Source organism: Streptomyces sp. NPDC051315, from assembly GCF_044455165.1.
In the GTDB taxonomy this organism is placed as follows: domain Bacteria; phylum Actinomycetota; class Actinomycetes; order Streptomycetales; family Streptomycetaceae; genus Streptomyces.
The window spans coordinates 191815-206390 of the sequence record NZ_JBITEN010000001.1 but is presented as its reverse complement, the minus strand read 5'-3'; the positions used below and the strand labels follow the sequence as shown (position 1 = coordinate 206390).

Here is a 14576-nt window from a genome sequence, read left to right as displayed (position 1 = left end):
GACGCGCATGTCCCAGCCCAAGGAACCGCGCATACGCGTCGCCCGGCCCGCCGACGACGAGGCCCTCGGCCTGATCGACCGCCTCACCTGGTCCACCCTGCACGCGGTCATGCCCGAGCCGCAACCGCCGTACGGCCCCTTCTTCAGCGAACGCCGCACCCCCGAGGACACCCTCGTCGCCGAACTCGACGGCCGAGTCGTCGGCTACGTCCAACTCGGCTTTCCCACCCCGCTCGCCTGCAACACGCACGTACGGCAGATCCAGGGCCTCGCCGTCGCCGACGAGGCGCGCGGCCGGGGCGTGGGGCGCGCGCTGATCCGCGCGGCCGTCGAGGAGGCCCGCCGGCGCGGCGCCCGCCGCATCACCCTGCGCGTCCTCGGCCACAACACGCCCGCCCGCACGCTCTACGAGTCCGAGGGGTTCGTGGTGGAGGGCGTCCTGCCGGAGGAGTTCCTGCTCGGCGGGGAGTACGTGGACGACGTCTTCATGGGCCGGCCCCTGTAGGCCAGCCGGGGCTCACGACGGGATCAGCTCGCCCGTGTCCACCGGAGCCGTCGCCGTCGCCGCGCGCTCCGCGTCGCCGGCGACCTCGGCGGCCGTCAGGACGTAGCCCGTCTCGGCGTCCGAGGTGGAGCGGGCGAAGACGACCCCGAAGACCTGGCCGTCGGTGGTCAGCAGCGGCCCGCCGGAGTTGCCGGGGCGGACGGTGGAGCGGATCGAGTAGATCTCACGGGTGACCGTCGCGTCGTTGTAGATGTTGCGCCCGGTCGCGTCGACCCGGTTCGCGACCGTCGCCGCCCGGAGGTCGAGGTCACCGTCCTGCGGATAGCCGGCGACGACCGCGGAGTCCCCGCGGGAGGCGCCGTCGTCGAACCGCAGGACCGGCGCCCGCAGCTCGGGCACGTACAGCACGGCCACGTCCTTGTCCGGATCGAACAGCACCACCCGTGCCTCGTACGACCGCCCCACGCCCCCGACCCGCACGGTCGGGTCGTCGATGCCCGCCACCACGTGGGCGTTGGTCATCACATGCTCCGGCGCGTACACGAACCCGCTGCCCTCTCGGCCCTGCTCGCCCGAGACGCCCTCGATCTTGACCGTGCTCAGCCTGGCCGCGTTCGTCGCGCTCGCCGTGACGCTGTCGCCGGAGGGCTCGGCGACCTCGGCCGTCGACTCGTTCTCGAACGGGTTGAAGACCTGCGGGAAGCCCGCCTCGGTCAGCGCCGACGTGGCCCGCGAGAACCACGCCGGCGTGGTGTCCGGCATCGTGTTCTGCACCGTCCCCAGCAGCCGGGAGTCACGGATCGCGGACGTCACGACCGCCGACGAGGACGCGCCCAGCACGCTCGCCGCCACCCACGCCACGATCAGCACCGCCACCGCGTTCGCCGCCGCGCCGCCGATCCCGTCGGCCACCCGGAGCGGCCCGCGGTCCAGCTCCCGGCGCAGCCGCAGCGCCAGCCGCCCCGCCAGCTCGTGCCCCACCGCCGCCGGGACCAGCACCGTCAGCACCGCGGTCACCGTCGCCGCCGTCGTCCCCGGGGTCACCAGGTCCATCACCCACGGCAGGATCCACACGCCCACCGCCGCGCCGCCCACGAACCCGGCCAGCGAGACACAGCCGGCCACCAGTCCGCGCCGGTACCCGGAGCCGGCGTACGCCAGGACCACCAGCACCAGCACGATGTCGAGCAGGTCCACTGAGCCGGCCGCCTTTCTCTCGGATCCTCCAGTACGTACGGGACGAGCCCGATGATCAGCCGGACTCGGTCACGCACGGCTCGTCGGCGGATCCGGCCACGGGTGCGTGTACCCCGAAAACGTCGCGGACCTGGACGATGGTTCCACCAGGTGGCACAGCACACATCGCGGACCCGGCGCACCCGGCCGACAGTGGGACCATGCGTGCCACGCGACAGGTCCCCCGCCCCGCGCGGGGGAGGTGGGGACGGCTCCCGGCGCGGATGCCGGGCCCGCTCCTCGTGGCCCTGGGCTGTCTGCCGGGACTCGCCGCGGTCGTCACCCTGGCGCTGTGCGCGCGCGGCGTCGAGCACACCGCCACCGCCGCCCTGGCCGCCCGCGGCGCCCACCCCGCCGGCACCCGCCCGGTGACCGCGCACACCGCCGCCCGCCCGCCGATCGTGCCCCGCTCGGCCTGGCTGACCGGCCTCGCCCGGCGCCCGCAGCCGCCGCCGCGCTACGACGACAAGGTGCTCGCCGTCTTCGTCCACCACACCGACTCGCCCAACACCTACGACTGCGCCGACGCACCCGGCATCATCCGCTCCCTGTACGCGGGCCAGACCGGCGGCCGGGACTGGGACGACATCGGCTACCACTTCCTCGTCGACCGCTGCGGCGTCGTCTACGAGGGCCGGGCCGGCGGCGTCGACCGCCCCGTCACCGGCGCGCACACCCAGGGCTTCAACCACCGCACGGCCGGCGTCGCCGCCCTCGGCACCTTCACCGCCGGTGTTCCGGTCCCGCAGGCGATGGTCGACGCGATCGCCGCCCTGACCGCCTGGAAACTGGGCCTGTCCGGCGTCGACCCGCGCGCCGAGGTCCGTCTGACCTCCAGCAACAGCCACAGCCGCTACGCCGCCGGCGCCACCGCCGCCCTGCCCGCCGTCGCCGGCCACAGCGACGGCTACATGACCAGCTGCCCGGGCGCGGCCCTCAGCGCCCGTCTGCCGGAGATCCGGTGGACGGCGGCCCGCCTGCAGGGCAGGGAGGAGCCGCTGTTCACAGGAGCGCCTTAGAGCTCCGAACAAAAGGGGCGTCCGGCTCGCGACGCCCGGCACGCACGCTCGCCGCGTTGCCGGAAGGCCCTGGTGGCTCCACTACAAAGACCTTCGGCGCCTTGCGATCGCACGCACCGGACGCCGCGAGCTGATCGGACTGCCCTTTTGTTGGGAGCTCTCAGCCGGAGTTCAGAGTTCTCCCATCCCCGCGTTCTACGGTCATGCACGACACAAGCCGACCGGAGGTGGGGAAGATGAACAACAGCCGTACCGAGACCACGGGGACCGTCGACCGCGAGGCCGGCTGGACCAGGGCCGCCCGCAGCCCCTGGACGGTCGTCTGCGCCGTCGCCGCGGTCGTCCTGGGGCCGGCCGCCACCACGGCGTCCGCCCTGGAGCAGGCCAACAAGGCGCCGCTGCACCAGGCGGTGAGGGCCGAGCCGGCGCAGGCCTACATCCCGTCGGACACCACCCGCCGCCGCCCCGCGGTCTGAGCCGCCCGGGGGCTCACCCCCTGAAGCGCTCCCACAGCCGCGGATACCGCTCCGCGAGCGCCCGCTCGTTCTCGAAGTCGACCGGCGTGCCCTCGGGCTCCGCCGGGGCGGGCGCGATGCCCAGGTCCGGAGCGACGGTCCCGGTGAGCTGCTCGTAGGCCTCGTCGGCCGCGTACCCCAGCTCCTCGCCGTCGCCGTCGATCTCCTCGTCGAAGTCGTCCAGCAGCTCCGCGAGCGAGTCCGGGTCGTGCACGCCCCCCTCGTAGACCTCCCGGCCCTGCCCGATCAGCCAGCACCGGAAGAAGTCGAAGGCGTCGTCGCTGGCCCCGTCGAGCAGCACCCAGGCGGCGCCCCACAGGTCCCAGGTGTACGCGCGGTTGTAGCGGGCCTCGAAGTGACGGGCGAAGTCCAGGACCATCTCCGGCTCCATCTGCAGCAGCCGGTCGACGAGCAGGTCGGCCTGTTCCTCGGGATCGCCCTCGGCGGCCTCGCGCGTGGCGTCGACCATCTCCCAGAACTCCGTCTCGTCCATCACGCGTCCCAGCATCGTGCCTGCACGGGTGGGCCGCACCTGGAGTGCGGGTGATTGTTGCCGCCCCGGCCGGCGGACCCTGTCCGCAGCGCGGTGGATCGTCAGCCCCGGTACAGGCCGGCCAGGCGCGTCGCGTCCTCGGCGAGACGGCGGCGCAGGGACGGCGGGGAGAGCACCTCGGCCTCCGGCCCCAGGGCGGTGAGCTGGGTGTGCGCCACGTCCTCGGACTCGACCCGCAGCACGACCGTCACCCACCCCTGTCCGTCGGCCTCGCCGGCCTCCGCCAGCGCGTCCCGGGCCGCCACGGGGTCCACGGCGTGCGGCAGCCTGCGCACGCCCGCCGCCGAGAGCCGCAGGACCACCTCGGCCCGCAGGATCGACCGCGCGAACCGCTCGGCCTGTTCGGCCCAGTAGCCCGGCAGATCGAAGTCCTCGTCCCGGACGAAGCGGTCCTCCAGCGCCTCCGCACCCGCGAACCGGTCGATCCGGTACGTCCGCAGCGACCCGGCGCCGACCACCCGCGCGCACAGGTACCAGACGCCCGCCTTGAGGACGAGCCCGTACGGCTCCAGCTCCCGCACGACCTCCCGCTCGCCCTCTTGCGCACCGCGCCGGTAACGGGCCCGTATCCGCCGGTCGTCCCACACCGCCTCCGCGACCACCGGCAGCAGCTCGGGCGTCCTCGGCTCCTGGAACCAGCCGGGCGCGTCCAGGTGGAAGCGCTGCGCCGCCGTCCGCGGGGCGTCCCGCAGCGAGGGCAGCAGCGCCGCCGACACCTTCAGCCGGGCCGCCGAGGCCGCGTCCTCGAGCCCCATCTCCCGCAGCGCTCCCGGCACCCCGCTCAGGAACAGCGCCTCGGCCTCCCCGCGGGCCAGCCCCGTCAGCCGCGTCCGGTACCCGCCGACCAGCCGGTAGCCCCCGGCCCGCCCCCGCTCGGCGTACACCGGCACCCCCGCCTCCGACAGCGCCTGCGCGTCCCGGGTGACCGTCCGCTCCGACACCTCCAGCTCCCGCGCCAGCTCGGCGGCGGTCATGGCGGGTCGGGACTGGAGCAACAGCACCATCTTGATCAGCCGGGCAGCACGCATACGGCCATGATGCCGGGGCCCACCGACAACGAGAGGGGCACGGCGCAACCGCCGTACCCCTCTCCGCCGAAGCGACGACCCGGAGACCTACAGGCCGTACTTCTCGCGCGCTTCCTTCACCGCGGTCGCCTTGACCTCGCCGCGCTTGGCGAGCTGGGCCAGGGCCGCGACGACCACCGACTGGGCGTCGACGCCGAAGTGGCGGCGGGCCGCCTCACGGGTGTCCGACAGGCCGAAGCCGTCGGCGCCCAGCGAGGACCAGTCCTGCTCGACCCACTGCGCGATCTGGTCCGGGACCTGACGCATGTAGTCGGAGACCGCCAGCACCGGGCCCTCGGCGCCCTGGAGCGCCTGGCGGACGTACGGCACGCGCTCCTCGCCGCGCAGCAGGGCCGCGTCGGCCTCCAGCGCGTCCCGGCGCAGCTCGGTCCAGGAGGTGGCGGACCAGACGTCGGCGGCCACGCCCCACTCCTCGGCGAGCAGTTTCTGCGCCTCGAGCACCCAGTGGATCGCCGTGCCGGAGCCGAGCAGCTGGATCCGCGGCGCGTTGGCCACCGGCGTGATACCGGCCGACTCCGCCGTGTTGAAGCGGTACAGGCCCTTGACGATGCCCTCGTCGATACCGAGGCCGGACGGCTTGGCGGGCTGCGGCAGCGGCTCGTTGTAGACGGTCAGGTAGTAGAAGACGTTCGGGTCCTCGCCCGGCGCGGCCTCGCCGTACATGCGGCGCAGACCGTCCTTGACGATGACGGCGATCTCGTACGCGAAGGCCGGGTCGTACGTCAGCGCGGCCGGGTTGGTCGCGGCGATGACCGGGGAGTGGCCGTCGGCGTGCTGGAGGCCCTCGCCCGTCAGGGTCGTCCGGCCGGCCGTGGCGCCGACGAGGAAGCCGCGGCCGAGCTGGTCGCCGAGCTGCCACATCTGGTCGGCCGTGCGCTGCCAGCCGAACATCGAGTAGAAGATGTAGAACGGGATCATCGCCTCGCCGTGCGTCGCGTACGACGTGGAAGCGGCGATGAAGTCGGCCATCGAACCGGCCTCGGTGATCCCCTCGTTGAGGATCTGGCCGTTCTTGGCCTCCTTGTAGTACATCAGCTGGTCGCGGTCGACCGGCTCGTACGTCTGGCCCTTGGGCGAGTAGATGCCGAGGGACGGGAAGAGCGACTCCATGCCGAAGGTGCGCGCCTCGTCGGGGACGATCGGCACCCAGCGCTTGCCGGTCTCCTTGTCGCGGACCAGGTCCTTGACCAGGCGGACGAAGGCCATCGTGGTCGCGACGTTCTGCGAGCCGGAGCCCTTGTCGAAGGAGGCGAAGGCCTTCTCGGCGGGCGCGGGCAGCGGCACGACGGGGTGGACGCGGCGGGCCGGGGCGGGGCCGCCGAGGGCCGCGCGGCGCTCCTGGAGGTAGCGGACCTCGGGGGAGTCGGCGCCCGGGTGGCCGTAGGGCACGACACCGTCGACGAACTGGCTGTCGGAGATCGGCAGCTCCAGCAGGTCGCGCATCGTCTTGAACTCGTCCACCGTCAGCTTCTTCATCTGGTGGTTGGCGTTCTTCGACGCGAAGCCCTCACCGAGGGTGTGGCCCTTGACGGTCTGGGCCAGGATCACGGTCGGCGCGCCCTTGTGCGCGAGGGCGGCCCGGTAGGCGGCGTACACCTTGCGCGCCTCGTGACCACCGCGGGAGAGGTGGAAACACTCGAGGATCTTGTCGTCGCTCAGCAGCTTCGCCATCTCGACGAGCGCCGGGTCGGCGCCGAAGAAGTCCTGGCGGATGTAGGCGGCGTCGCGGGTCTGGTACGTCTGCACCTGGGCGTCCGGTACCTCGCGCAGGCGGCGTACCAGCGCGCCGGTGGTGTCGAGCCGGAACAGCTCGTCCCAGGCCGTCCCCCACAACGTCTTGATCACGTTCCAGCCGGCGCCGCGGAACTGGGCCTCCAGCTCCTGAACGATCTTGAAGTTGGCGCGGACCGGGCCGTCGAGGCGCTGCAGGTTGCAGTTGATGACGAAGGTGAGGTTGTCCAGCTCCTCGCGGGCGGCGAGCGCGAGGGCCGCCGTCGACTCGGGCTCGTCCATCTCGCCGTCGCCGAGGAACGCCCACACGTGCGACGCGGAGACGTCCTTGATGCCGCGGTGGGTCAGGTAGCGGTTGAAGCGCGCCTGGTAGATCGCGGAGAGCGGGCCGAGGCCCATGGAGACGGTCGGGAACTCCCACAGCCAGGGCAGACGCCGCGGGTGCGGATACGACGGGAGGCCGTTGCCGCCCGCCTCCTGGCGGAAGTTGTCCAGGTGGCTCTCGTTCAGCCGGCCGTCGAGGAAGGCGCGGGCGTAGATCCCGGGGGAGGCGTGGCCCTGGATGTAGAGCTGGTCGCCCGAGCCGTCGGCCTCCTTGCCCTTGAAGAAGTGGTTGAAGCCGGTCTCGTACAGCCAGGCGGCGGAGGCGAAGGTGGCGATGTGGCCGCCGACGCCGTATTTGCTGCCCCGGGTCACCATCGCGGCCGCGTTCCAGCGGTTCCAGGCGGTGATCCGGGCCTCCATCGCCTCGTCACCCGGTACGGCGGGCTCGGCGGTGGTGGGGATCGTGTTGACGTAGTCCGTCTCGAGCAGCTTCGGCAACGCGATGCCGGCGCCCTCGGCGCGCTCCAGCGTGCGGCGCATCAGGTACGCGGCACGGTGCGGCCCGGCCGCCTTGGCGACCGCGTCCAGGGAGGCCTGCCATTCGGCGGTCTCCTCCGGATCCCGGTCGGGGAGCTGGTCGAGCGCGCTCGTCTGGATGGCGTTGGGGTCGGTCATGTCGCCGCCTTCCTCAGTCGAAGGGGGTTCCCTCATCGGTAAGGGTTCGGGGGTGCCCTTGGTCTTTGGCAGGACAGGGCGGTGGGGCTCTGGTGCGGTGCCGTTATGCGGCTCCGTCGCGCGGCCCGTCGGCGACTGTAACCCCCTGATCGATGATCGATCAAAGGGGGACGGAGAAAAACTCTCGCTCTGGGGAAAAGTCGGCATGCGGTGCCAGCGATTCGGGCACCCGGTGCCGCGTTTTCCCTGCTCACCTGAGCTGTCGAGGGCTGATGTGTGCAGGGGGCAGGGAGTCCGGGCGTGGTGTCGGCGGCCCCGGAGGGGGTGCCGGTACAGCGGTCGGCCACCGCATGCGGAACGGACGGCTTCGGACAGTTCCGACCTCGACGCAGTGAATGCGGACGAAACGGATCGGCGGAGGGCGGGTGTGGACGGCACGGGCCGGGTCACGCGGCCTTCATCGGCCCGTGGGAGCCTGGTCGACGCACCGGAGGACACAGCGTTCCCCGCAGGATGAGCGCACGGCGCCTCATGGGCCGGCCCCGTCCCGCACAGCGGCGCGGACGGGCCGAAGGGGAGAGCCGGCGGACCGTCAGGAGTGCGGCGGACGCGCGGGTCAGGAGTGCGGGTGGGCGGCGCGGGGGGCGCAGCCCAGCACGTGCTCCTTCACCAGGCGGCCGATGTCCGGATCCCGGTGCCTGAAGGCCTCCACCAGTGCCTGGTGCTCCTCCGCGTACGACTGCTGCCGCGTCCCCAGCCACCGGATCGACAGCGCCGTGAACACCTCGATGCCCAGCCCCTCCCAGGTGTGCAGCAGCACGCTGTTCCCGGCCGCCCGCACCATCTCCCGGTGGAAGGCCACGGTGTGCCGCACCTGCGCCTCGCCGTCGGCCGCGCGGTCCGCCTCGTACAGCGCAGCGACCTCGGTCTCCAGCACCGAGGTCTCCTCGGCCAGCCGCTGCGCCGCCAGCTCGGCGGCGATCTGCTCCAGACCGGCCCGGACCGGGTAGATCTCCTCCAGGTCGGCGGCCGTGAGGTTCCTGACCCGTACGCCCTTGTTCGGCGCGGACTCGATCAGCCGCAGCGCCTCCAGCTCGCGCAGCGCCTCCCGCACGGGCGTCTGGCTGACCTCCAGCTCGGTGGCGATCCGGCGCTCCACGATCCGCTCGCCCGGCTTCCAGCGCCCGCTGACGATCCCCTCCACGATGTGCTCGCGGATCTGCTCGCGCAGCGAGTGGACGACGGGCGCGGTCATGAGGGCTCCTTAGGGAGGGGCCGCCCATCGGCCCCTGGGGCGTTCGACGCTAAGACAATAAGGCCGACGGCCTGTCCGGGAGGGGCGTGCGGGGGCGCTTTCCCGCAGGTGAGACGAGACTTACACGCCCCCGAAACGCGTCGAAACGCGCGGAACCCCCGCCCGGAGACCCGAGGGCTCCGAACGGGGGCACCGAACGGTACGTACCAGAAGGCCTACAGCCCGAGCTCGACCTCGAACTCGCCCGCCTCCAGGATCGCCTTGACCGCGGTCAGGTAACGCGCGGCGTCGGCGCCGTCCACCAGACGGTGGTCGTAGGACAGGGTCAGGTACGTCATGTCGCGGACGCCGATGACCGTGCCCTCCTCCGTCTCGATGACGGCCGGACGCTTCACCGTGGCACCGATGCCGAGGATCGCGACCTGGCCCGGCGGCACGATGATCGTGTCGAAGAGCGCACCGCGCGAACCGGTGTTGGAGATGGTGAAGGTCGCACCGGACAGCTCGTCCGGGGTGATCTTGCTGGCGCGGACCTTGCCCGCCAGGTCGGCCGTGGCCTTGGCGATACCGGCGATGTTGAGGTCGCCCGCGCCCTTGATGACCGGGGTCATCAGGCCCTTCTCCGAGTCCACCGCGATACCGACGTTCTCGGTGTCGAAGTAGGTGATCGTGCCCTCGGCCTCGTTGATCTTGGCGTTGATGACCGGGTGGGCCTTCAGCGCCTGGGCCGCCGCCTTCACGAAGAACGGCATCGGGGAGAGCTTGACGCCCTCGCGGGCCGCGAAGGAGTCCTTCGCCTTGGCGCGCAGCTTCATCAGACGCGTGACGTCGACCTCGACGACCGACGACAGCTGGGCCTGCTCGTGCAGCGCCTTGACCATGTTGTCGCCGATGACCTTGCGGATGCGGGGCATCTTGACGGTCTGGCCGCGCAGCGGGGAGACCTCCAGCGCCGGGGCCTTCCGGGCGGCGGCCGGGGCGGCCGCGGCGGGGGCCGGGGCAGCGGCGGCGGCCTTCGCGGCCTCGGCGGCGGCGACGACGTCCTGCTTGCGGATCCGGCCGCCGACGCCGGTGCCCTTGACGGAGCCCAGGTCGACGCCGTTCTCGGCGGCGAGCTTGCGCACCAGCGGGGTGACGTAGGCGCCCTCGTCGGTGGCCTGCGCGGCGGCGGGCGCCGGGGCGGCCGGAGCGGGGGTGACCGGGGCCGGGGCCGGGGCGGGAGCAGGGGCCGCGGGCTGGGCCGGGGCCGGAGCGGCGGCGGCCGGGGCGGCCGGAGCGGCCGGGGCCGGAGCAGCCGGGGCCGGGGCGGCGGGCGCGGCCGGAGCAGCCGGGGCGGGAGCCGGAGCCGGGGCGGCGGGCGCGGCCGGAGCGGGCGCCGGGGCAGCGGCGGCGGGAGCCGGAGCCGGGGCGGCCGGAGCCGGGGCGGCACCCGGGGCGCCGATGACGGCGAGCTTGGCACCGACCTCGGCGGTCTCGTCCTCGCCGACCGTGATCTCGAGCAGCACACCGGAGGTGGGCGCCGGGATCTCGGTGTCGACCTTGTCGGTGGAGACCTCGAGCAGCGGCTCGTCGGCCTCGACGGTGTCGCCGACCGACTTCAGCCAGCGGGTGACGGTGCCCTCGGTGACGGACTCGCCGAGCGCGGGCAGGACCACGTCCGTGCCCTCGGCGGAGCCGCCGCCGGCGGCGGCCTCGGCGGTGGGAGCCGGGGCGGGGGCCGCCTGCTCGGTGGACGGCTGGGCGGCCGGGGCCGGCTCGGGAGCCGGCGGGGCGACCTGCTCGGCGGCCGGGGCCGGGGCGGCAGCGGGGGCGCCGGTCCCGTCGTCGATGACGGCCAGCTCGGCGCCGACCTCGACCGTCTCGTCCTCGGCGACCTTGATGGAGGCCAGAATGCCGGCGGCGGGGGAGGGGATCTCGGTGTCGACCTTGTCGGTGGACACCTCGAGCAGGGGCTCGTCGGCCTCGACGCGCTCGCCCTCGGCCTTCAGCCAGCGGGTGACAGTGCCCTCGGTGACGCTCTCACCGAGCGCCGGAAGGGTTACGGAAACCGCCATGGTTTCGGTTGCTCCTTACGAATTGCGGAAGTCTGTGTCGTCGCTTCGTCGACCGAGGGATCAGTCGTGCGAGTGCAGCGGCTTGCCCGCCAGGGCCAGGTGAGCCTCGCCGAGCGCCTCGTTCTGCGTCGGGTGGGCGTGGACGAGCTGCGCGACCTCGGCCGGCAGCGCCTCCCAGTTGTAGATCAGCTGGGCCTCGCCGACCTGCTCGCCCATGCGGTCGCCGACCATGTGGACGCCGACCACGGCACCGTCCTTGACCTGGACGAGCTTGATCTCGCCCGCGGTCTTGAGGATCTTGCTCTTGCCGTTGCCCGCCAGGTTGTACTTGAGAGCGACGACCTTGTCCGCGCCGTAGATCTCCTTGGCCTTGGCCTCGGTGATGCCGACGGAGGCGACCTCCGGGTGGCAGTACGTCACCCGCGGGACACCGTCGTAGTCGATCGGGACGGTCTTGAGACCGGCCAGACGCTCCGCCACCAGGATGCCCTCGGCGAAGCCGACGTGCGCGAGCTGGAGGGTGGGGACCAGGTCACCGACGGCCGAGATGGTCGGCACGTTGGTGCGCATGTACTCGTCGACCAGGACGTAGCCGCGGTCCATCGCGACGCCCTGCTCCTCGTAGCCCAGACCCTGCGACACCGGGCCGCGGCCGACGGCCACCAGCAGGACCTCGGCCTCGAACTCCTTGCCGTCGGCGAGGGTGACCTTGACGCCGTCCTGGGTGTACTCGGCCTTCGAGAAGAAGGTGCCGAGGTTGAACTTGATGCCGCGCTTGCGGAAGGCGCGCTCCAGCAGCTTCGAGCTGTTCTCGTCCTCGACCGGGACGAGGTGCTTCATGCCCTCGATGATCGTGACGTCCGAGCCGAAGGACTTCCACGCGGAGGCGAACTCGACGCCGATGACACCGCCGCCCAGGATGATCGCGGACTTGGGCACGCGGTCCAGGACGAGGGCGTGGTCGGAGGAGATGATGCGGTCGCCGTCGATCTCCAGGCCCGGCAGCGACTTCGGCACCGAGCCGGTCGCGAGGAGCACGTGGCGGCCCTGGACGCGCCGGCCGTTCACGTCGACGGAGGTCGGGGAGGACAGACGGCCCTCACCCTCGATGTAGGTGACCTTGCGGGAGGCGACGAGCCCCTGCAGACCCTTGTACAGGCCCGAGATGACCTCGTCCTTGTACTTGTGGACGGCCGGTACGTCGATGCCCTCGAAGGTGGCCTTCACACCGAACTGCTCGCTCTCGCGGGCCTGGTCGGCGATCTCGCCCGCGTGCAGCAGGGCCTTGGTGGGAATGCACCCCCGGTGCAGGCAGGTACCGCCGACCTTGTCCTTCTCGATCAGGGCGACGTCCAGGCCCAGCTGCGCTCCGCGCAGGGCCGCGGCGTAACCACCGCTACCACCGCCGAGGATCACTAGGTCGAAAACGGTGCTGGCGTCGTTCGCCACGTCACGTCCTCCATGCATGTGCGCCACGCCGGTCGTCGGTGACCGGTCGGCGGCTGGTGTCCGGCCGCTCTTCATGTCGGCCCTGTGGTGGGGGCCCTGTCCTGCCGAGCCCCATCTTTGCACTTGTGGGAGGGGGACGAGACGCGGGGCCGGGGTGTGAGACGCCCCACGTTCGGTTGAGCGCCCTCGAGGGAGCGCGGGCCGTGTCGATGTGCGGCTCCGCCGCGTGGGCGCGACCAGCCCCCACGCGGCGGAGCCGTCGGACGGACGTCAGCCCAGGTCACCCGCGGCGGTCAGCTCCGCGAGCCGTACGAGCGTGCGCACGGCGGTACCCGTACCGCCCTTCGGCGTGTAGCCGAACGGCCCGCCCTCGTTGAACGCCGGCCCGGCGATGTCCAGGTGCGCCCAGGTGATCCCCTCGCCCACGAACTCGCGCAGGAAGAGCCCGGCGACCAGCCCGCCGCCCATCCGCTCGCCCATGTTCGCGATGTCGGCGACGGGGGAGTCCATCCCCTTGCGCAGGTGCTCCGGCAGCGGCATGGGCCAGGCCGGCTCGCCGACCTCCTCCGCGGCCTCGAAGACCGTGGAGCGGAACGCGTCGTCGTTCGCCATGATGCCGAACGTCCGGTTCCCCAGTGCCAGCATCATCGCGCCGGTCAGCGTGGCGACGTCCACGATGGCGTCCGGCTTCTCCTGGGAGGCGGCCCACAGCGCGTCGGCGAGCACCAGCCGGCCCTCGGCGTCGGTGTTGAGCACCTCGACCGTCTTGCCGCTGTACATGCGCAGCACGTCACCCGGCCGGGTGGCGGAGCCGGACGGCATGTTCTCGGCGAGCGCCAGCCAGCCGGTGACGTTGACCTGCAGACCCAGCCGCGCGGCCGCGACCACGGCCGCGAAGACCGCCGCCGCACCGCTCATGTCGCACTTCATCGTCTCGTTGTGCCCGGCCGGCTTCAGCGAGATGCCGCCCGAGTCGTAGGTGATGCCCTTGCCGACGAAGGCGAGGTGCTTCTTCGCCTTGGAGGAGGTGTACGACAGCTTCACCAGGCGCGGGGCCGACGCGGAACCGGAGCCGACGCCCAGGATGCCGCCGTAGCCGCCCTTGGCGAGGGCCTTCTCGTCCAGGACCTGCACCTTGATGCCGTGCTCCTTGGCCGCGGCCTGGGCGATGGCGGCGAACGCCTCGGGGTCGAGGTCGTTCGGCGGCATGTTGATCAGGTCGCGGGCGCGGTTGAGTTCCTCGGAGACGGCGCAGGCGCGGGCGAGCGCGGCCTTGTGGGCGGCGTCGCGCGGCTTGGCGCCGAGCAGCACGGCCTCGGCGAGCGGCGCCTTGCCCTTCTTCCCGTTACCGGCCTTGGCGTTGCGGCCGTTCTCCTTGTAGGTGTCGAAGGAGTACGCGCCGAGCACCACGCCCTCGGCGACCGCGCCGAGGTCGGCGGGGTCCGTCAGCGGCAGGGCGAAGGCGGCCTTCTTGGACCCGGCGAGGGCGCGGGCGGCCACGCCGGCCGCCTTGCGCAGCGCTTCGGGGTCGTACGAGGCGTCCTTCTCGGGCTCCCCGCCCAGCCCCACCGCCAGCACGAGCGGTGACTTGAAGCCGGCCGGGGCGGGCAGCTTCGTCACCTCGCCCTCGGCGCCGGTGGCGCCGAGGGTCTCCAGGACGCCGGCGAGCCGGCCGTCGTAGGCCTTGTCCACGGCCTCTGCGCCGGGGGCGACGACCAGGTCCCCGGACCGGGAGGCAGAGCCCTTGGCGACACCGATCACGATCGCGTCGGCCCGCAGGCCGGGCGCCGCGGCGGTGCTGAGAGTGAGAGCAGTCACGGTGGTGAAATCTCGCTTCCGATGTGAAGTTGCGATGGCCGATCTGTGTGGGTCGACCGGGCCCGACAGCCGACCCTAGATCCGGGCTGGGGCCGCGGTCGTACGGGGTCGGCCCCACCGGCGCGGCGAACCGGTACGTCGACCCCGGCAACGAGCCTACGCGTGCGGGTGCGTTCGCTCATGCACGCGTACGCACCCGTCGGTCGGCGTCGTCGCCACGGCCGATCCTCGCACTCCACGGCCCGGCTCACACCCGTCGGGTCACGGTGAGACGAGGGCAAGCCCGTTGGCGGCCCCGGGCGAGCTCGCGCGGGCCGCCCTGCCCCGCCGTGTCCCCCCGCGTCAACTCCGCTC

General features: G+C 72.7%; 11 protein-coding genes. 3 read left to right on the top strand and 8 right to left on the bottom strand.

Going from position 1 to position 14576, the window contains the following annotated elements; genetic code table 11:
* Positions 1–7 precede the first annotated feature (7 nt).
* Entirely contained in the window at positions 8–505 is a 498-nt protein-coding gene (locus ACIBBD_RS00920; RefSeq protein WP_399417101.1) for a GNAT family N-acetyltransferase, read from the top strand.
* 12 nt (positions 506–517) lie between these two features.
* On the opposite strand, the gene ACIBBD_RS00915 is transcribed toward ACIBBD_RS00920, so the two are convergent.
* Positions 518–1702, bottom strand: a complete 1185-nt coding sequence (locus ACIBBD_RS00915) for a MarP family serine protease (RefSeq protein ID WP_399417100.1) — start codon at positions 1700–1702, stop codon at positions 518–520.
* A 200-nt stretch (positions 1703–1902) separates the two neighbouring features.
* Here ACIBBD_RS00915 and ACIBBD_RS00910 point away from each other — a divergent pair, with 200 nt between their 5' ends.
* Together ACIBBD_RS00910 and ACIBBD_RS00905 are read left to right on the top strand one after the other, a co-directional pair.
* On the top strand, positions 1903–2760 hold the full coding sequence (locus ACIBBD_RS00910) for a peptidoglycan recognition protein (protein ID WP_399417099.1): 858 nt from the start codon (positions 1903–1905) through the stop codon (positions 2758–2760).
* A 236-nt stretch (positions 2761–2996) separates the two neighbouring features.
* Positions 2997–3236: a hypothetical protein gene (locus ACIBBD_RS00905; protein WP_399417098.1), complete on the top strand. Its 240-nt coding sequence runs from the start codon at positions 2997–2999 to the stop codon at positions 3234–3236.
* 13 nt (positions 3237–3249) lie between these two features.
* Here the strand turns inward: ACIBBD_RS00905 and ACIBBD_RS00900 are convergent, their stop codons facing one another.
* From ACIBBD_RS00900 to ACIBBD_RS00870, 7 genes are all read right to left on the bottom strand, one after another.
* A complete protein-coding gene (locus ACIBBD_RS00900) occupies positions 3250–3768 on the bottom strand; it encodes a DUF4240 domain-containing protein (protein ID WP_399417565.1) in 519 nt (172 codons plus the stop codon).
* Between the two features lie 101 nt (positions 3769–3869).
* A complete protein-coding gene (locus ACIBBD_RS00895; RefSeq protein ID WP_399417097.1) occupies positions 3870–4856 on the bottom strand; it encodes a helix-turn-helix transcriptional regulator in 987 nt (328 codons plus the stop codon).
* A gap of 87 nt (positions 4857–4943) precedes the next feature.
* Positions 4944–7646, bottom strand: coding sequence for a pyruvate dehydrogenase (acetyl-transferring), homodimeric type (gene aceE / locus ACIBBD_RS00890; protein WP_399417096.1), 2703 nt, complete (start codon positions 7644–7646; stop codon positions 4944–4946).
* A 616-nt stretch (positions 7647–8262) separates the two neighbouring features.
* Positions 8263–8901 carry a GntR family transcriptional regulator gene (locus ACIBBD_RS00885; RefSeq protein WP_399417095.1) on the bottom strand — a complete coding sequence of 213 codons (639 nt, stop codon included), beginning with the start codon at positions 8899–8901 and terminating at the stop codon, positions 8263–8265.
* A gap of 215 nt (positions 8902–9116) precedes the next feature.
* Positions 9117–10955 (bottom strand): 2-oxoglutarate dehydrogenase, E2 component, dihydrolipoamide succinyltransferase, encoded by a 1839-nt coding sequence (gene sucB, locus ACIBBD_RS00880; protein ID WP_399417094.1) that lies wholly within the window; start codon positions 10953–10955, stop codon positions 9117–9119.
* 60 nt (positions 10956–11015) lie between these two features.
* Positions 11016–12404, bottom strand: a complete 1389-nt coding sequence (lpdA, locus tag ACIBBD_RS00875; protein WP_399417093.1) for a dihydrolipoyl dehydrogenase — start codon at positions 12402–12404, stop codon at positions 11016–11018.
* 270 nt (positions 12405–12674) lie between these two features.
* Positions 12675–14222, bottom strand: a complete 1548-nt coding sequence (locus tag ACIBBD_RS00870) for a leucyl aminopeptidase (RefSeq protein WP_399417092.1) — start codon at positions 14220–14222, stop codon at positions 12675–12677.
* Positions 14223–14576 lie beyond the last annotated feature (354 nt).